The sequence below is a fragment of the Bradyrhizobium sp. BR 10261 genome (genome assembly GCF_019455395.1).
Lineage (GTDB): Bacteria > Pseudomonadota > Alphaproteobacteria > Rhizobiales > Xanthobacteraceae > Bradyrhizobium > Bradyrhizobium manausense.
In genome coordinates this window covers 18,179-36,100 of sequence record NZ_JACOFQ010000037.1, presented here as the reverse complement: position 1 = coordinate 36,100, position 17,922 = coordinate 18,179, and the positions used below count along the sequence as shown (strand labels likewise).

Annotated in this window: 10 protein-coding genes; 7 read left to right on the top strand and 3 right to left on the bottom strand. The window is 66.2% G+C overall.

All coding sequences use genetic code 11. The features are described 5' to 3' along the window. Nucleotides 1–1,854, top strand: coding sequence for a TRAP transporter large permease subunit (locus HYH07_RS31575; RefSeq protein WP_409363923.1), 1,854 nt, complete (start codon nucleotides 1–3; stop codon nucleotides 1,852–1,854). 12 nt (nucleotides 1,855–1,866) lie between these two features. Then, on the top strand, nucleotides 1,867–2,844 hold the full coding sequence (locus HYH07_RS31570) for an NAD(P)-dependent oxidoreductase (RefSeq protein WP_220006124.1): 978 nt from the start codon (nucleotides 1,867–1,869) through the stop codon (nucleotides 2,842–2,844). 210 nt (nucleotides 2,845–3,054) lie between these two features. On the opposite strand, the gene HYH07_RS31565 is transcribed toward HYH07_RS31570, so the two are convergent. Next, nucleotides 3,055–4,221 carry an ABC transporter substrate-binding protein gene (locus HYH07_RS31565; RefSeq protein ID WP_220006123.1) on the bottom strand — a complete coding sequence of 389 codons (1,167 nt, stop codon included), beginning with the start codon at nucleotides 4,219–4,221 and terminating at the stop codon, nucleotides 3,055–3,057. A gap of 283 nt (nucleotides 4,222–4,504) precedes the next feature. Here HYH07_RS31565 and HYH07_RS31560 point away from each other — a divergent pair, with 283 nt between their 5' ends. The 3 genes from HYH07_RS31560 to HYH07_RS31550 all read left to right on the top strand — a co-directional run bounded on the left by HYH07_RS31560 (nucleotide 4,505) and on the right by HYH07_RS31550 (nucleotide 11,090). Then, entirely contained in the window at nucleotides 4,505–6,934 is a 2,430-nt protein-coding gene (locus HYH07_RS31560) for an EAL domain-containing protein (RefSeq protein ID WP_220006122.1), read from the top strand. A 111-nt stretch (nucleotides 6,935–7,045) separates the two neighbouring features. Then, on the top strand, nucleotides 7,046–8,347 hold the full coding sequence (locus HYH07_RS31555) for an MFS transporter (RefSeq protein ID WP_220006121.1): 1,302 nt from the start codon (nucleotides 7,046–7,048) through the stop codon (nucleotides 8,345–8,347). Between the two features lie 157 nt (nucleotides 8,348–8,504). Further along, complete coding sequence (locus HYH07_RS31550; protein ID WP_220006161.1) at nucleotides 8,505–11,090, top strand: EAL domain-containing protein; 2,586 nt, start codon at nucleotides 8,505–8,507, stop codon at nucleotides 11,088–11,090. Nucleotides 11,091–11,143: 53 nt separating this feature from the next. Here the strand turns inward: HYH07_RS31550 and HYH07_RS31545 are convergent, their stop codons facing one another. After that, nucleotides 11,144–11,797 (bottom strand): response regulator transcription factor, encoded by a 654-nt coding sequence (locus tag HYH07_RS31545; protein ID WP_220006120.1) that lies wholly within the window; start codon nucleotides 11,795–11,797, stop codon nucleotides 11,144–11,146. Between the two features lie 205 nt (nucleotides 11,798–12,002). Further along, complete coding sequence (locus HYH07_RS31540) at nucleotides 12,003–12,614, bottom strand: TetR/AcrR family transcriptional regulator (protein ID WP_220006119.1); 612 nt, start codon at nucleotides 12,612–12,614, stop codon at nucleotides 12,003–12,005. Nucleotides 12,615–12,746: 132 nt separating this feature from the next. Here HYH07_RS31540 and HYH07_RS31535 point away from each other — a divergent pair, with 132 nt between their 5' ends. Together HYH07_RS31535 and HYH07_RS31530 are read left to right on the top strand one after the other, a co-directional pair. Then, on the top strand, nucleotides 12,747–13,979 hold the full coding sequence (locus tag HYH07_RS31535; protein WP_220006118.1) for a cytochrome P450: 1,233 nt from the start codon (nucleotides 12,747–12,749) through the stop codon (nucleotides 13,977–13,979). 210 nt (nucleotides 13,980–14,189) lie between these two features. After that, on the top strand, nucleotides 14,190–17,816 hold the full coding sequence (locus HYH07_RS31530) for an AsmA-like C-terminal region-containing protein (RefSeq protein ID WP_220006117.1): 3,627 nt from the start codon (nucleotides 14,190–14,192) through the stop codon (nucleotides 17,814–17,816). Nucleotides 17,817–17,922 lie beyond the last annotated feature (106 nt).

Here is a 17,922-nt window from a genome sequence, read left to right as displayed (position 1 = left end):
ATGGCAGACGCCGTATCGCTCCCAAGCGGCCGCCAAGGGAGCATCGCCCTGCTGCTTCGCCTCAGCGACGCGATCGCGGCCATCTTGCTGGCCGCCGATCTCGCGGTCGTCTGCGGCTCGGTGCTGCTGCGCTTCTTTTTCAACGCGCCGGTCGAATGGTCCGATGACGTCGCGCGCGGATTGATGGTTGGATCTGCCTTCTTCGGCGCGGCCAGTGCGCTGGCGCGCGGCGAGAATGTCGGCGTGTCCTTCTTCCGCGATCTGTTGCCGGGGCGGCTGCGCACGCTGGTCGATGCGGCAAGCAGCCTGCTCGTCGTGCTGATCTCCGGCTATGTCGCCTACAACGCCATCAAGCTGGGCTCGCTGACCTCAGGCCAGACCACCGGCTCGGGCCTGCCACTCGAACTCACCTTCTATCCGATGGGGATCGGCGCGCTGTTCATGACGGTGTTCGCGATCGACCATCTCTGCGCGCGGCCGCTCCCCGATGTTGTCAGGGGGCTTGTTGCGGTCGCCGTCGTCACCGGCCTTTATCTTGCCTGGAATTATCTGTCGCCGTCCTCGGTGCCGTCGGCGGGCACCTTGATGCTGATCGGCTTCTTCGCCACGCTGTTCGGCGGCCTGCCGATCGGCTTCGCGCTGGCGCTGGCCGCTCTGATCTTCATCTGGGTCGAGGGCGCGCTGCCCGGCGTCATCTTCGCCCAGCAGATGGCGCGCGGCATCGATAATTTCGTGCTGCTGGCGATCCCGTTCTTCATCCTGGTCGGCTACCTCATGGAAGCCAACGGCATGTCGGTGCGCCTGATCGAGCTGCTGCAGCGCGCGGTCGGGCGCATGCGCGGCGGCCTGAACGTCGTGATGGTCGCCTCGATGGTGCTGTTCTCGGGCATCTCGGGCTCGAAGATGGCCGACGTCGCTGCCGTCGGCTCCGTGCTGATCCCGGCGGCGCGACGTTCCAAGCAAAATCCCGGCAGCGCGGTCGCCTTGCTGGCGGCGTCCGCGGTGATGGCGGAGACCATCCCACCCTGCATCAACCTGATCATCCTGGGCTTTGTCGCAAACCTCTCGATCGGCGGCCTGTTCATGGCAGGCCTGCTGCCCGCGGCGCTGATGGCGGCGGTGCTGATCGCCTTCTCCATCGTCTTCGGCAAGACGCCTGACAACGCCGAGCAGATCGAGCCGCAGGTGCCTGTGTCAGGCCTGTGGAGCGGCGCGATCGCCTCCTTCGGCCTGATCTTCATGATCTTCTTCGGCTTCAAGAGCGGCTTTGCCACCGCGACCGAGATCTCCGCCTTTGCCGTGGCCTATGCGCTCGTCGTCGGCAGCGTCGTGTTCCGCGAGCTCAGCTTCAGATCGGCCGCGCACAGCTTCGTGCAGGCGGCAACGCGTGCGGGGCTGGTGCTGTTCATCGTCGCCGCCGCGCAGTCGCTGGCCTTCACGCTGACCTTGCAGCAGGTGCCGCATGCGGTCGGCGATTTCATGCTGGGCCTGTCCAAGACGTCGGGTGTTTGGCTGTTCATCCTGCTCGCGATCGCCGTGCTGATCGTGATGGGCTCGGTGCTGGAAGGCGCGGCCGCGCTGATCATCTTCGGCCCGCTGCTGTTGCCGGTGGCAGTGCAGCTCGGCATCGATCCCCTGCATTTCGGCGTGGTGCTGGTGATTGCAATGGGCGTCGGCCTGTTCGCGCCGCCGCTGGGGCTCGGGCTCTACGGCGCCTGCCTGATCGGCAATGTGCCGATCGAGCAGACGGTGAAGCCGATCCTCGGCTATCTCGGCCTGTTGTTCCTCTGCCTGCTCGTCATCGCCTTCGTGCCATGGCTGAGCACCGCCTTGCCGCGCGCGTTCGGCTACTAAGGGAGTGCTGTCGTGAAAGTTCTGCTGGCCCATACGCCGGAGATGCGCCGCAATTACTATGGCGATCGCAGCCTGAACGGCCTGCGCGCCGTCGCCGACGTGGTCCTGCACGAAGGCGACCAGGTGCTCGATTCTGCGGGCCTCGTCAGTGCGGCCAAGGACGCCGACATCATCGTCGCCGATCGCATGACCGAAGGTCGCGGCGAGATTTTTGCGCAATTGCCGGGCCTGCGTGCCTTCGTCCGCTGTGCCGTCGATATCAGGAACGTCGATGTCGAGGCGGCCTCGCAAGCCGGCGTGCTGGTGACACGGGCCGGTCCCGGCTTCGTGCAGGCGGTCGCCGAGCTCGCGGTCGGCTTCATGGTCGATTTGTCGCGCGGCGTGGCGCGAGCGACGGCCGACTACCACGCCGGCCGCAAGCCGGGGGCGCGGATGGGCCGCCAGCTGGCCGGCAGCACCATCGGCATCATCGGTTATGGCAGCATCGGGCGATACCTCGCCGAGATCGCAAAAGTGCTGCGTATGCAGGTGCTGGTGGCCGATCCCTTCGCCGATGTCAGCGACAGTGCGATCCGGCACGTCGCGCTCGACGAGCTGCTCGCGGCATCGGACTTCGTCGTCTGCCTCGCCATCGCCAACGAGCAGACCGAGAAGCTGATCGGCGAGACGGCGCTGGCCCGCATGCAGAAGCACGCATTCTTCATCAATCTCTCGCGCGGCAATCTCGTCGACGAGGCGGCGCTGGCACGCGCGCTGCTGGAGAACCGCATTGCCGGCGCGGCAATGGATGTCGGCCGTGCACCCGACCAGATGCCGACGCCGGAGCTGGCAAAGCTGCCTGATGTCATCGCCACGCCGCATATCGGCGGCCTGACGCCGCAGGCGATCGAATATCAGTCGCTGGAGACGGTGCGGCAGGTCGAGGCCATCATCAAGGGCGAAGCGCCGCACGGCGCCGTCAACGCCGACCGCTGGACGCGGCGGGCTTGAAGCGTCTCTCCGTTCCCTCCCCCCTTGCGGGGGAGGGGCAGGGAGGGGGGCCACACGGGGACTCTCTCCATCGCGCAGCCAGCACGCGGCTCGACGTCCAACATTGGCACCTTTTGCTGGGCTACCCCTCTCCCCAACCCTCCCCCACAAAGGGGGGAGGGAGCGCACCTTCGTCGCGGCGCTATTGGGAGTTCATCTCGACAGCGACCCCTACAGCCTATCCACCGCCTTGAACGTCCCGTCCTTCTGGATCACCGTCAAAAACACCTTCGGTGGCGTCTCGATGGCGCGTGAGCCGACGGTGATGACGGTGCCGCTGATGTCGAAGCGGCCGACGTCGTTGATGATCCGCATCAGCTCCGCCCGCGTCGGGATCGGTCCGAGATGTTTGAGGGCCGCGGCGACAAAGCGGCCGGCGAGATAACCTTCGAGCGAAACGAAGTCCGGGGTCAGCGTCGGGTCGAGTATCTTCTGTGCGGCCTGGTAGTCGGCCACGAGCTTGAGCGAGCGATCCCACGGAAATGGCACGACCTGCGAGACGATGACGCCTTCGCCCTCGGGGCCGAGCTCTTTGGCAAGCGCGGTGGCGCCGACGAAGGAGATGTTGACGAACGTCGGCGCAAGGCCGCTGCGGTGTGCCAGCTTGATGAATTCGGCGCAGGGACCGTAGGTCCCGACCATGACGATCGCCTCGGGCTCGGCGCGCTTGATCACCCGCCAGGCCGCGCCGACGGCGCGGGTGTTGCGCTCGAAGGTGCCTTCGGCGGCGAGCTCGAGCCCGCGCCGGGCCAGCGCGTTCTTCACGCCGGCAAGGCCGTCACGGCCGAAGGAATCGTCCTGGTAGAAGATGCCGATGCGGGTGAACTTGCGGTCCTCGGTGAGGTGCTTGATCCAGGCCTCGGCCTCCGCGCCATAGCTCGCGCGGATGTTGACGACGTTCGCAAGCTTGAGGTCGCGCAGAAATTCGGCGCCGGTGAACGGTGCTATGAAGGGAATGTTCCGGGCGCTGGTGATCGGAATCGTTGCCATCGCCGTCGGCGTGCCAACCCCGCCGATCAGCGCGAACACCTTGTCGTCCTCGATCAGCCGCAGCGTCTGCGCCACCGAACGGTCGGGATCGTAGCCGTCGTCGCGGGTGATCAGCTGCAGCTTGCGGCCATGGATGCCGCCATTTGCGTTGATCTCGGTGAATGCTGCGACGATGCCTTGCCGCATGCGCTGACCGAGCAAAGCTGAGGGGCCTGCGAACGCAGCCGTCTGGCCGAACAGGATCGCGTCCGCACTGACGCCGACCTCGTCGCCGCTTGCAGCACACGTGGCTGCGGCGAGCAGTACGAAGGTCAGCATGATGCGTGTCGCTGATCGAAACAGGTTCATCAGGAAGTGTTGCCGGATGCTGGAAAGCGCGCCGAGCATAGTCGGGCAGCCTGAATAGCTCGCTAATCAGCGCTTTCGGCAGCTCCGTAGTAATCCGGGTAGAACAGGCAGGTTGCGCTGATCCGGCCAGTTCACCCGCTCACTTCGTTAACTAATCCCCGCAATGTGGGAGAGCCGGGTTCCGAAATTGTGCAGTTCTTAACCGCGTCCCTTGTCCGATTGCCACCTCGGCGGTTCAACCAGAAGTGCGGCCCGCTGCGAAGAGTGGACGGCGGCTTTACGGATGGGCGATCGCGGTCAGAATGTTCAGGGTCGGAAATGGGCTGCCGGATGGTGGCACGCCGCGCCGCTGCTCGGGCTCTATCGTCCTGCTCTCGTCGCAGCCGGCGTCGGTCTGCTGTTCTCCCTGGCGGGCGCCGCGGCCGTGGCGCGGTGGGAAGACCGCGTCAACAGGATCGAGTTCGAAAGCACGGCCGAGACCGATTCCATCGTCATGCAGAACGGCATGAACGAATATATCAGCCGGCTCGTCGCGCTGCGCACCCTGTTCGAATCGGCCAACGAGGAAATCACCCGCAGCGAGTTCGAGACGTTCAGCGCCCGGCTGTTCGAGCATCATCCCGGCATGCTGCGCATCTCCTGGCTGCCGCGCGTCAACCGCAAGGAACGCGCCGAATACGAGGCCGCCGCGGTCGCGGACGGCCTGTCCGGCTATCGCGTCAAGTCGCTCCAGGGTGAGCGTTTTGCGACTGCGCCGCAAAGCGATGAATATTTTCCGGTGTTCTATTCGACCTACCCGAAGACGTCGCCCGTCTATGGCATGGACTATGCCAGTGTTCCGGAACGCGCCGCGGCGCTCGAGCGCGCGCGTGACAACGACCGAATCGCCGGCGTTCGTGCGCGCCTCTACGATCCGCGCGGGGGTGGCCGACTGTCCTATGCTCTCGTCGCCGTTCCCGTCTACGCCAAGGGGACCTCTCGCGACACGGTCGCGGACCGGCGCCGCAATCTCACAGGCTACGTGGTCGGCGTGTTCGACCTGCCGCTGCTGATAGAGGCCATTCGTGTCACGACCGGCGCAAGCCCTGCGGTCAGCGTGAACGTGTATCCGCCTTTCACGGCGCGGATCGTCGGCCTTGAGGAGACGATGCCGGATTATTCGTCGGCACCTTCTTCGCCGCAGTCGATGCGCGACGTCGCGCGGGGCCTGCACTGGTCGGGCCATCTCAAGATCGGGGACACCGACTGGCAGGTGCGCGCGATGCCGACGGTCGGCGGTTCGCTCGAGATGACCTACGACCGCGCCGGCGCGGTCCTCACCGTCGGCATCCTGCTGACAATGTCACTGTCGATCTATCTGACGCTGGCAAGCCGCAACTCGCGGCGGCTCTCGCTGGCCAACCGTCGCGTGCTCGAGCTTGCGCAGACCGACGTCCTGACCGGATTGCCGAACCGCGCCTTCTTCCTTGCCCGGCTCGATGAGCTTAATGATCAGCTGAAGAACGGCGGCTGGACCTTCTCGATCCTGATGCTCGACCTCGACCGCTTCAAAAACGTCAACGATTCCCTTGGTCATGGCGCCGGCGATGCGCTGCTGCGCCTGGTGGCGCAGCGGCTGAAATCCGCCGCGCGCGCCACCGACGTGCTGGCGCGGCTCGGCGGCGACGAGTTCGCTATCATCCAGGAGGGCTGCGAGGATCAGCGCGCATCGTCGACCGAACTGGCCGCGCGGATCGCCAAGCTCCTCGCCGAGCCGTTCCCATTGCCGGGGCATCGCGTCGAGATCGGCACCAGCATCGGCATTGCGGTGGCGCCGGATCACGGCAGCGACCAGGAGCAGTTGCTGAAGAAGGCCGACCTTGCGCTGTATCGCTCGAAATCGGCCGGCCGCAACTGTTTCACCATCTACGACGAGGCGATGTCGGCCGAGCTCGAGGCGCGCAACACGCTGGAAGGGGATCTGCGCGACGCCATCGCGCTCTGCCAGCTCGAGGTGCACTACCAGCCGTTCCTGGATGCCGGCACCGGCGCGCGGCGCGGCTTCGAAGCACTGGTGCGCTGGCGGCATCCGACCCGCGGGCTGATCCCGCCGGATCAGTTCATCGCGCTTGCAGAGGAGACCGGGCTGATCGTGCCGCTCGGCGAATTCGTGCTGCGCCGCGCCTGCGCGGATGCGGCGGCGTGGCCGTCGGACCTGATGGTCGCGGTCAATCTCTCGCCGATCCAGTTCAAGGAAGCCGATCTGTTCGACGTCATCAACGCGGCCTTGCGGGATTCCGGCCTGTCGCCGCAACGGCTCGAGATCGAGATCACCGAATCCGTCCTGTTGGAGCGCGGCACCGAGAACCTTGCTTTCATGGAGCGGCTGAAGAGCATCGGCGTCGAGCTCGCGCTCGACGATTTCGGCACCGGCTATTCCTCGCTGAGCTATCTCACCGCATTTCCGTTCGACAAGATCAAGATCGACAAATCGTTCATCCGCAATCTCACGCACCAGCCGCGCTCCTCCGCGATCATCTCCTCGATCGTGACACTGGCGCGCGGGCTCGACATGTCGGTCACCGCCGAAGGCGTCGAGACATCAGAGGAGTTCGAGCGGCTGAAGGCACTCGGCGTCAATTTTGCGCAAGGCTATCTGTTCAGCCGCCCGCTGCCGATCGACCAGATCGAGCTTGACGGGCCGGCCGAAGGCTCGCAGCGCGACGCCGCGTGAGCGCATGCCTCGCAGCATTTGAACATCACGATGTAGAGGCATTCGCGAAATTCGCTTGACCCGGGCGCACCGAGATGGTCCGAAGGATCGTCTAGGGATGAAACAAGAAAAATGCGGCTTCCGTTCTTCTACGGCTGGGTCGTGGTTGCGGTGACGTTCGTCACCATGGCCATCGGCGTCAACGCGCGCACCTCCTTCTCGCTGTTCTTTCCGCCCATCATTGCCGAGTTCGGCTGGGAGCGCGGCGTGACTGCGGGCGCGTTCTCCTTCGGCTTCATCGCGTCCGCCGTGGCCAGCCCGCTGATCGGAAGGCTGATGGACCGTGCCGGCCCGCGCGCCGTCATGGAACTCGGCGTGGCGCTGATGGCCGGCGGGCTGCTGCTCGCGCCGCTCACGAGCCAGCCCTGGCATCTCTACGTGACGATCGGCGTCATGGTCGGCGCCGGCTCCGTGTGCCTCGGCTATTCCGGCCAGTCACTGTTCCTGCCGAACTGGTTCATCCGCAAGCGCGGCTTTGCCATCGGTATCGCCTTCGCCGGCGTCGGCATCGGATCCGTGACGCTGCTGCCATGGGTGCAGCACATGATCGAGCAGACCGGTTGGCGCACCGCGTGCACCGCGATGGGATTGATGATCCTGGTCGTGCTGGCGCCGATCAATCTGCTGCTGCACAAGCACCCCGAAGACATCGGCCTGCGGCCCGATGGCGACGGCGAGCCGGTCACGGGCGCCGCCAAGCCGGTCTCCAACATCGTCGATCCCGACTGGGCCGCGATCGACTGGACGCTGAAGCGGGCGGTTGCGACTGCGCGCTTCTGGTGGCTCGCGCTTGGTTATTTCTGCGGTCTGTACATCTGGTACGCGGTGCAGGTGCACCAGACCAAATTCCTGCTCGACATCGGCTTCAGCCCGAGCGTTGCGGTCTGGGCGCTCGGCGCTGTCAGCCTGCTCGGCATCCCCGGCCAGATCTTCCTCGGCCATATCTCCGACCGGATCGGGCGGGAATCGGTCTGGGCCATCAGCTGTGTGGGGTTTGCGATCTGCTTCGCGGCGCTGATGGCGCTGAAATACCAGCCTTCGTTCTGGCTGGTCTGGCTGATGGTGTTCACACAAGGCGCGCTCGGCTACGGGCTCACCTCGATAATGGGCGCAGTGGTGTTCGAGATTTTTGCGGGCCGCCACCAGGGCAGCATCTTCGGCATGATCATGCTCGCGGCATTGGCGGGCGGCGCGGCCGGGCCCTGGGTGACCGGCCTGCTCTATGACCGCACCGGCGACTACACGCTCGCATTTGGCATTGCGATCATCGTCGGCCTTCTCTCGGCGCTGTCGGTCTGGCGGGCCTCGCCGGGCAAGGTTCGGGCCGTGGCCGGCCGGCTGCACATGCTCCGGGCGGGAACCCGCGCCGAATAGGTTCCGCTCGCTCTGCATTAGCACGGCATTTTTCTCGGACTGTTAAGCATGTCGCGGCTTGGCCGAACCCGGGCCGGTTGCAAAAAGGTCTTGGACACCATCGGCGCGGTAGCCTTGGGCTGCTTGCCGTATCTTGCCGATGCTGCCGGGTCGAATGATGTCTGCCTCCGACTGCCCCTTGACCAGAATGCCGGACGTGCTGCGCGCCGCGCTCGAATGCGCCGACGACGGCATCGTCATCGTCGACGATGCGCGTCGCATCACCTATTTCAACGCCGGCGCTGAGCGGATCTGGAAGCTTGCGCGTGCCGACGTGCTCGGCGGAGACGCCGCCATTCTCACGCTCAAATGTCTTCAAGCCGATCCGGTCGTGGACTTTCGCGACGAGATCAGCCTCGTCAGGCGCGACGGCAGCCGGATCAAGGCCACGATTGCGCTGTCGTCGACGAGCATCGACGGTACTATCAATCACATCATATTCGCGCGCGACGTCACCGCCGAGGCCGAGCGTCGCGTCAGGATCGGGCTGCTCAACGCAGTCTCGGACCAGACCAATCGCGCCGTGATCATCGCCGACGTCGAGCACAACATCCGCTACGTCAATTCGGCCTTCACCGCGCTGTTTGGCTATACCAGCGAGGAAGCCGAGGGACGACCTGCGGCGGAGCTCATCGCCGGTTGCCATACCAACCGCAGGGCGATCGCGAAGCTCGTCAAGCGGCTCATGGCCGGCGGCCGCCGCGGCGAGGTCGAGACACTCGTTTACGACAAGAGCGGCGAGGAGATCTGGGTTTGTGCGCGGCTCGACGCCTTCCGCGACAACAAAGGCCGGCTCAGGCACATCTTCGCGCTGGTCGAGGACATCACCGAGAGCAGGCAGCTGCGCTCGCTGCAGCAGCTCATCATGAGCGCGCTCGCCGATGAGGTCCCGATCACCGAGATCGCCGACCGGCTCTGCCGCCGCGTCGAGGAGATCGCACCCGACGTCGTCTGCTCGCTGCTGCATGTCGATGCCGCAGGCCTGATTCACCCGCTCGGGGGCCCGAGCCTGCCCGAGGAGTATTCCAGCGCGCTGGACGGCATCGCGATCGGACCTGACGTCGGCTCCTGCGGCACCGCCGCCTTCTATGGCGAGCCGGTGCTGGCTGAAGATCTCGACACCGATCCGCGCTGGCAGCCTTACAAGGCCATGCCGCTCGCGACCGGCTTGCGGGCCTGCTGGTCGACCCCGGTCAAGGCCAAGGACGGCCGGGTCATTGCCACCTTCGCATTCTACTACCGCGAGCCTCGCGCGCCGAGCGATTGGCACCGGCGCATCGTCGATGCCTGCGTCGACCTCGCCGCCTTCGCCATCGAACGCAAGGAAGCGCGCGCCGAGATCGCGCGGCTGGCCTATCACGATATTCTCACCGGCCTGCCCAACCGCGCGCAATTACGGCACCTGATCACGACCGCGATCGATGCCTGTCCGACCGGCAGCCATGTCGCGCTGGCCTTCCTCGACGTCGATCACTTCAAGGACGTCAACGACACGCTCGGCCATGCCGCCGGGGACGAGCTTCTGATCCAGCTCGCGCAGCGCCTGCGCGAGCAGATCGGGCCCGAGGATATGCTGGGCCGGCTTGGCGGCGACGAGTTCGTCATCCTGCTGCCGCATCGCAATGCCGAGAGCGCCGAGCGGGTCGCGACCCGCATCACCGAGGCGCTGGCTGCGCCCCTGCGGCTCGGATCGAAGCTGATGCCGATGTCGGCCAGCATCGGCATTAGCCTCTATCCCGACCATGCGACCGATATCGACACGCTGATGCAGCAGGCCGATGCCGCCATGTACATGGCCAAGCAGGCGGGCCGCTCCACCCATTGCATGTTCAACACCGAAATGAACGGCCTGACCGAACAGCGGCTGGCCATGATCGCAGCACTCCGCCGCGCCATTGCCGAGGGTGCGCTCAGCCTGTTCTACCAGCCGCAGATCCGCAGCTGCGACGACGCCGTCCACGGCGTCGAAGCGCTGGCGCGCTGGCACGATGCCGTGCTCGGCGACGTCTCGCCGGCCAAGTTCATTCCGCTCGCCGAAGAATGCGGCCTGATCGAGCAGATCGGCCTGTGGTCGGTGCGCGAGGCCTGTCGGCAGATGGCGGCCTGGCGTCGCGCCGGGCTCAACATCCCCAGCGTCTCGGTGAATTTGTCGCCGATCAATTTCCGCAACGTCACGTTGGCCGCGCGGCTCCAAGATGTCCTCGCCGAACACGATCTGCCGCCCGATGCCCTCATGCTGGAGATCACCGAAGGCACCTTCATGCAGGACGGCGCCGCTGCGCTGGAGACGATGCACGCGATCCGCGCCCTCGGCATCGGCCTGTCGGTGGACGATTTCGGCACCGGCTATTCGAGCCTCAGCCGGCTCGCCCATCTGCCGATCCGCGAGCTCAAGATCGACCGCAGTTTCATGCGCGACATCGAGAAGGATGCCGGCGCACTCGCGATCGCTACCGCCGTCGTCCGGGTCGGCCAGGGCCTTAGGCTGACCGTCGTCGCCGAAGGCGTCGAGACCGAAGGCCAGCGCAAGATGCTGGCCGAGCTCGGCTGCGACGTCGTGCAAGGCTTCCTCTACGCCCCCGCGCTGGCGCCCGTCGCCTTCGAGCGCTGGCTGATCGAGCACTGCGCCGAGCAGGCGCGGGCGATGCTGGGGCGGCTTGAGGTCGAACCGGCGAGCGCTGTTGCGGTGAAGCGCTCGGCGTAGGAGAAGCCGATCAATGCCCGTTGCTCACGAACAAAGGCGAACGCAATCGCTGGCTAGCGGCCGTTTGTCGCCTCATTCGCTCGCGTCCCTTCGTCCTCTGCGTCGAGCACGCCGAGCCGCTCGGCGATCCTGACCAGTTCGACCACCGACTGGACCTGAAGCTTGCCCATGATCGCGCTCCGATGCGCCTTGATGGTCCGCTCGCTGCTGCCGAGTTCGCGCGCGGCATGCTTGCTCGTCCTGCCCCGGACCACGATCTCGAAGACCTGCCTCTGGCGCGGCGTGAGCGTGGAAAGCCGTCCTCGAAGCGCTTCCAGCTCGCCGTCGAGTTCGCGCGCATGGCGATGCCGCGCGATCGCGCGTGCGATAGCTCTCAGAAGATCGCTCGAGCCAACTGGCTTGATGAGGAAATCGTCCGCGCCCGCCTTGATCGCCTTCACGGTGATGCTGACATCAGGATAGGCGGTCAGAAAGATGATGGGCAGTGTCGAGCCGCGTTCCGTCAAGTGGCTTTGCAACTCGAGTCCGCTGATGCCCGGCATCCTGACATCCAGCAGAATGCAACCCTTGCTTTCGTCGGGCTGCTGCTCCAGCAATTGCTGCGCCGATGCATAGGTGGCAACGCGGTATCCGCTTGCCTCTAGAATTTGCTGGATGGCCGATAGGAACGATGCGTCGTCATCCACGACATGGACGATGCCGGGCAATGAATTCTCCTGAACGAAAAGTAGCTGCTGTGCTTGCTTTTCTTGCTGTTAGTGCAGCGTTTTCGTCCGGTCGTTGCCGGATACGTCGCTCTCGAATGGCAGTTACGTTGCGCAATCGCGAGGTGCAAATTAAATTTTGGTACAATATGCGGCGCCGGAGTTGAGTGTGTCCTTTTGACCGCAAGCGCGCGCCGCAACTGCGCCCTCACTCCTCGGCCAACCCCGTCCTCCGCCGCAAATCCGTAATCGCCCGCAGAAAACTGTCCGCCGGCGTGGTCTCGGGATCGATCAGCCGGTGCAGGCGAAAGCCGTCTTCCAGCGCCAGCACCACCGAGGCCATCCAGGGCGGGTTCAGCGTCTCGCCTTTGGCGCTGTCTCTCAACGTCGCCTCGACGATGTCGGCGATCAGCTTGCGCCGCGCCCGCAAGCGCTTGGCGAGCTCGGGCCGGCGCTTCTCGGCGCGCGCGACGAACAGGATCATCTCGATATGCAGCAGCGGCGAGCGGGCGAGGGGGTCCTGCCGGGCGCGGTCCATCGTCTTCAGCGCCGCGATGAAGTCGTCGAGGTTCCTGTGCTGCGCCAGGATCTCCATGTTGCGCCGGATCGATCGCTCGACATGGTCCTCGAGCATGGCGAAGATCAGCTCGTCCTTGCTCTTGAAATTTGAATAGAACGCGCCGCGGGTGAAGCCGGCCTCCGCCGCGATCGCCTCGATGGTGGCGCCGCCGATCCCGTCCTGCTCGAACACGCGCGCGGCTGCCTCGAACAGCGCCTCGCGCGTGTCGTCCCTGGTCGGCCTGGTTCTCAGTCTTGACATCCCTCAAGGTTAGGGCAGAATGCAACTCGATACAACAATGTATCGAGTTGATAAATCATCAGGGATGGTTACGCCGGCTCCGGAGCTGCAAACCGGCGTATCGTGTCATGCGGCAACCGACGTGAGGTCACCATGAACGAGCAAGTGCAGAGCGTCGCCAGCGATCCCCTGTTCAATCCGCTCGCGCCGGACTTCATCCGCAATCCCTATCCGCATTACGACCGGCTGCGCACGATCGACCCGATCCACGTCACGCCGTTCGGCCAGTTCGTGGCCAGCCGTCACGCCGAGGTCAGCCTCGTGATGCGCGACAAGCGTTTCGGCAAGGATTTCGTCGAGCGCACGACGCGCCGTTACGGCCCCGACATCATGAAGGAGCCGGTGTTCCGCAGCATGGCGCACTGGATGCTGCAGGCCGATCCGCCCGATCACACCCGCCTGCGCGGCCTCGTCGTGAAGGCGTTCACCGCCCGCCGCGTCGAGGACATGCGGCCGCGCATCCAGCAGATCGTCGACCAGACCATCGATGCCGTGCTCGACCGCGGCCAGATGGACCTGATCGAGGATTTCGCCTTCCGCCTGCCTGTCACCATCATCTGCGAGATGCTCGGCATTCCCGAGGACCATCGCGAGGTCTTCTACAAGAGTTCGCGCGACGGCGGGCGGCTGCTCGACCCGGTGCCGATGACGCCGGAGGAGATCGCCAAGGGCAACGCCGCCAACATGATGGCGCAGATGTATTTCCAGCAGCTGTTCGAGCTACGCCGCAAGACTCCCGGCGACGACCTCATCACCCAGCTGGTGCAGGCCGAGGAGGACGGCAACAAGCTCACCAATGAGGAGCTGACGGCGAACATCATCCTGCTGTTCGGCGCCGGCCACGAGACCACAGTCAATCTGATCGGCAACGGCCTGCTCGCGCTGCATCGCAATCCGGACCAGCTCGCGCTGTTGAAGGCGCGGCCTGAGCTGATCACCAAGGCGATCGAGGAATTCCTGCGCTACGATTCCTCGGTGCAGATGACCGGCCGAGTCGCGCTGGAGGAGATCGACGATCTCGGCGGCAAGACCATCCCCAAGGGCGAGACCGTGCTCTGCCTGCTCGGCTCGGCCAATCACGATCCGGCGGTTTATCCTGACCACCCCGAGAGGCTCGACATCGCCAGGCCGAACGTCCGGCCGCTGTCGTTCGGCGGCGGCATCCATTTCTGCCTGGGGGCCCAATTGGCGCGCATCGAGGCCGAGATCGCCATCGCCACGCTGCTGCGGCGCCTGCCGGATCTGCGCATCGACGACGTCGAGAACCCGGAATGGCGGCCGACCTTCGTGTTGCGGGGCTTGAGGCGCCTTGCGGCCAGCTGGTGATCGCCGCTATCTCGTCATTCCGGGGCGCGCCTCCTTCGGGCGCGAGCCCCCTAATGACGAGGTCACGCCCACCTGCATTAACCGCCGCGCGCAACAGTCGCTGTGACTTCGCCACACTTCCCCCTATATAAGGGGCTGTTCCGGCGCGCCTGAAGCTTGGTTTGTCAGCTTGGGTTTGACCCGGGTGCCGGCTTGGCCGAGGGGAGACCCGTGCAGACGACGCTGCTCGGATTGGCGATTGCCTTCATCTTAGCGCTGCTGGCCGCGCTGATCGGGCCTTACTTCATCGACTGGAACCAGTTCCGGCCCCAGTTCGAGGCAGAGGCGACCCGAATCATTGGCGTGCCGGTGCGCGTGGCGGGCGAGCTCGATGCGCGGCTCCTGCCGGCGCCGACATTGCGACTGCGTTCGGTCAGCTTCGGCGGCAACAACGATCTCGGGCGCTTGCGCGCCGACAAGCTCGACGTCGAGTTCAGCCTGAGCTCGTTGATGCGCGGCGAATGGCGTGCCACCGAGCTCTCGGTCGGCGGCATGGCGGCCGATCTCGGCCTCGACGCCAGGGGCAAGGTCGATCTGCCCTCCACCGCGAGCGGCACCTTCAATCTCGCCTCGCTCGCCATCGAGCGGGTCAACCTCACCGGCCGCATCGCCCTTCACGACGTCGCCAGCCGCTCGACGCTCGAGCTGATTGACGTCGGCTTCTCCGGCGACGTCCGCTCGCTTGCAGGATCGGTGCGGGGCGACGGTCATTTCACCGCCAACGGCGTGCGCTATCCGTTCCGCGTCTCCTCCGGCCCCAGCCCGGACGGCAGCGCCACCCGCGTGCACCTCAATATCGATCCCGGCGAGCGCGCCATTCTGGCCGATCTCGAAGGCGTGCTTGCCTTCGACAACCGCTCGCCGAAATTCGATGGCGCGCTGACGCTGGCCGTGCCGCCACCGAAGAAAGCAGGCGAGGCGGGGCCGACGCCCTGGAAGCTCACCGCAAAGCTCAAGGCCGATCCGGCCGGTGCCAAGTTCGACCAGATCGACGCGAGCTTCGGCGCGGAAGACAGCGCGCTGAAGGTCGGCGGCGTCGGCGACCTCAGGTTCGGCGCTTCGCCGCTGCTGCGCGCTGTGCTGTCGGCGCGGCAGGTCGATGCCGACAAGCTCGCCGGCCGCGACGATGCCGAGCCGCTGCGTATCCTGCCGGCCCTGCGCGCGGGTCTCGCGGCGATTCCGCAGGCGCCGATCCCGGCGCAGATCGAGTTCAACTCCGACCAGATCATGCTGGGCGGCCGTCCGCTCCAGAACATCACGACCGAGCTTCAGACCGATGGCCGCTCCTGGACCTTTCAGCGGCTCGAGCTGCGCGCACCCGGCATGACGCAGGTTTCGCTCAACGGCGCCGCGCCCGGCGCCGACAGTTTCAGCGGCCGCCTCAGTGTCGAGTCCTCCGATCCGGATACGCTGGTGGCCTGGCTGCAGGGCCGCAACGAAATCATCAGGCGCAGCACGCGGCCGCTCCGTCTCGATGGCAATGTGACGATCGCGGCCAATCATCTGGCCATCGACGCCCTGAAGGCCGACATTGAAGGTGGCACCGTCCAAGGACGGATCGCCTTCGTGCAAACGGGCGCGAACAAAGGCTCGCGGATCGACGCGGAGCTGAAGGCGGACCGTCTCGATCTCGATGCCGCCACGAGCTTTGTCCGCGCGCTCGCAGGTCCCCAAGGCGAGTGGCCGGAGGAGGCGAAACTTTCGCTCGACATCGGCCGCGCGATTTCGGCGGGACAGGAGCTGCGGCCGTTCGCGGCCAGGCTCGGCTACGGCCCGACCGCGCTGTCGCTGGAGCAATTGCACTTCGGCCAGGCCAGCGGCGTGACCACGGAGGCATCAGGCAGCTTTGACCGCACCAGGGCCACCGGCAAGCTCGCGCTGAAATCGTCGGCCAATTCTCTGCGCGATCTCACGGCGTTGCTGGAGCCGATCGCGCCTGCGGTCCGCGCGCGCTTCGATGCCATCCCGGCCTTGCCGGGCGCGACGCGCCTGAAGCTCGACCTCAGTCTCGACAACAACGCCGAACATCCCGATCGCAGCGATGCCCGCATCGTGCTCGACCTCGACGCGCCGCAGCTCAAGGCCGCCGCGACGTTCGCCGCGCAGCCGCAGGTCGCGGCGGTTGGCGGCCTCGACATCGAAAAACTACGGGGCAGCGACTTCACGCTGGAGTCGAAAATCTCGACGCCGCAGGCCGCCGCGCTGGCGGCGCTGCTCGGCCTCGATCGCATCGTTGCCGCCGGCGCGGGCGCCGCGCAGATCGAGGGCAGGCTGAGCGGCGCCTGGCGTCGGCCGATGCAGCTGAACGCAAAGCTCGGTGGCGGCGGCCTGGACGCGGATGCGCAAGGGAGCGTCGACTTGTCGGCGGCCGAGCCCAAAGCAAACGTGAACCTGCACGTCCGCAACGCCAATCTGGCGCCGCTGTTCGGGACCGGTCCGGCCGATAAATCGGCTCAGACTGCGAGCCTGTCCTCCCGCCTCACGCTGGCGGGCAATCGCCTGACCTTCGACGATCTCGACGGCACCGCATCGGGTTCACGCCTGCGCGGCCGTCTCGTCGTGACCCTCGATCAGGAGAAGAGCGTCGACGGCGAAGTCGGGCTGGACACGCTCGACCTGATGCCGGCGCTCGCGCTCGCCGTCGGCGCCGCCGGGCGCGACAGCGGCGAGCCGCTCAGCGCGGGCCTCATCACCGGCTGGCGCGGCCGCGTCGCGTTCCAGGCGCTGCGCGGCAACCTGCCCGGGGGAATCGAGATTCGTCCCTTCAGTGGCGCGCTCAGGGGCGACGGCCAGTCGCTCGCGCTCGACGCACTCAAAGGCAGCCTCGGTGGCGGCGAGATGACCGCAAGCCTCGATGCCCGCAACGGCCCCAACGGTCTGGCGCTGAATGCGCATCTCGATCTCAGCAATGTCGATGCGGCCTCGCTGCGCTACCGTGATCTGGCGCTGCCGAAGGGGCGCATCTCGGCGCAGATGACGCTGACGAGCCAGGGCCGCAGCGTCTCGGCGCTGACAGGCGCACTCGCCGGCAACGGTACGGTGACGCTTGATGCGGCCGAGATCAACGGCCTCAATCCGCGCGCCTTCGAGATCGCCATTCGCGCCAGCGACGGTGGCCAGATCTCCGACGACACCAGATTGCGTCAGCTGGTCGAGCCCGCATTGTCCGCGGGGCCGATCGCGGTCGCCTCGGCGCAGATCCCGTTCACGATCCGCGACGGCCGCCTGCGCGTCGGCGCAACGCCGCTGGAAGCGAAGAACGCCCATGCCATCGTCTCCGGCGGTTACGACATTCCCGCCGACCAGGCCGATATCCGCGCCAGCCTGACCCCGATCATGACCGGTCTCTCCGGCGCACCGCCGGAGATCCAGCTGTTTGCGGCCGGACCTCCCGACAAGCTCAGCCGCACCGTCGATCTCACGCCGTTGTCGTCGTGGCTCGCGGTGCGCACGATCGATCGCGAGACGCGACGGCTCGATGCCATCGAGCGTGGCGAGCCGCCGCCGGCAACCGCCGCGCTGCCGACGCTGGTCTCGCCGGAGCCTGAGCCGTCGCCGACCGAGGTGCCGATGCCCGGCCGCGATCCGCGCCGCCCGCCGCCGAAGGCGAAGCTGGAGCCCAAAGCCGCACCGACGCCGAAGCCGCCGCTGGCCGCGCCCGCCGCGCCGAGCCCGCCATTGGCGAGCCAGCAAGTCGCCCCCTTGCCGCCGCCGATCGAGGTGCGGCCCGCTCCGGGCCCACCCCCCGCAAAGCCGCGGCCGAAGCCGCCGCTGGTCCTGACGCCGCAGAACCCGTAGTTGATTTGGCGAGCTCGAGCCCCGGGCTCCTCTTACCTCTCCCGCTTGCCGGGAGGTATGTCTCCGCGACTCCAAAATCGTAGGGTGGGCAAAGGCGCAGAGCGCC

Bases quoted from the DNA above. Each gene is read 5' to 3' on its own strand.
- HYH07_RS31560 (WP_220006122.1), top strand. From the start codon at position 4,505: ATGGGCGATCGCGGTCAGAATGTTCAGGGTCGGAAATGGGCTGCCGGA.
- HYH07_RS31550 (WP_220006161.1), top strand. From the start codon at position 8,505: ATGTCTGCCTCCGACTGCCCCTTGACCAGAATGCCGGACGTGCTGCGC.
- HYH07_RS31555 (WP_220006121.1), top strand. From the start codon at position 7,046: ATGCGGCTTCCGTTCTTCTACGGCTGGGTCGTGGTTGCGGTGACGTTC.
- HYH07_RS31565 (WP_220006123.1), bottom strand. From the start codon at position 4,221: ATGAACCTGTTTCGATCAGCGACACGCATCATGCTGACCTTCGTACTG.
- HYH07_RS31575 (WP_409363923.1), top strand. From the start codon at position 1: ATGGCAGACGCCGTATCGCTCCCAAGCGGCCGCCAAGGGAGCATCGCC.
- HYH07_RS31540 (WP_220006119.1), bottom strand. From the start codon at position 12,614: ATGTCAAGACTGAGAACCAGGCCGACCAGGGACGACACGCGCGAGGCG.
- HYH07_RS31535 (WP_220006118.1), top strand. From the start codon at position 12,747: ATGAACGAGCAAGTGCAGAGCGTCGCCAGCGATCCCCTGTTCAATCCG.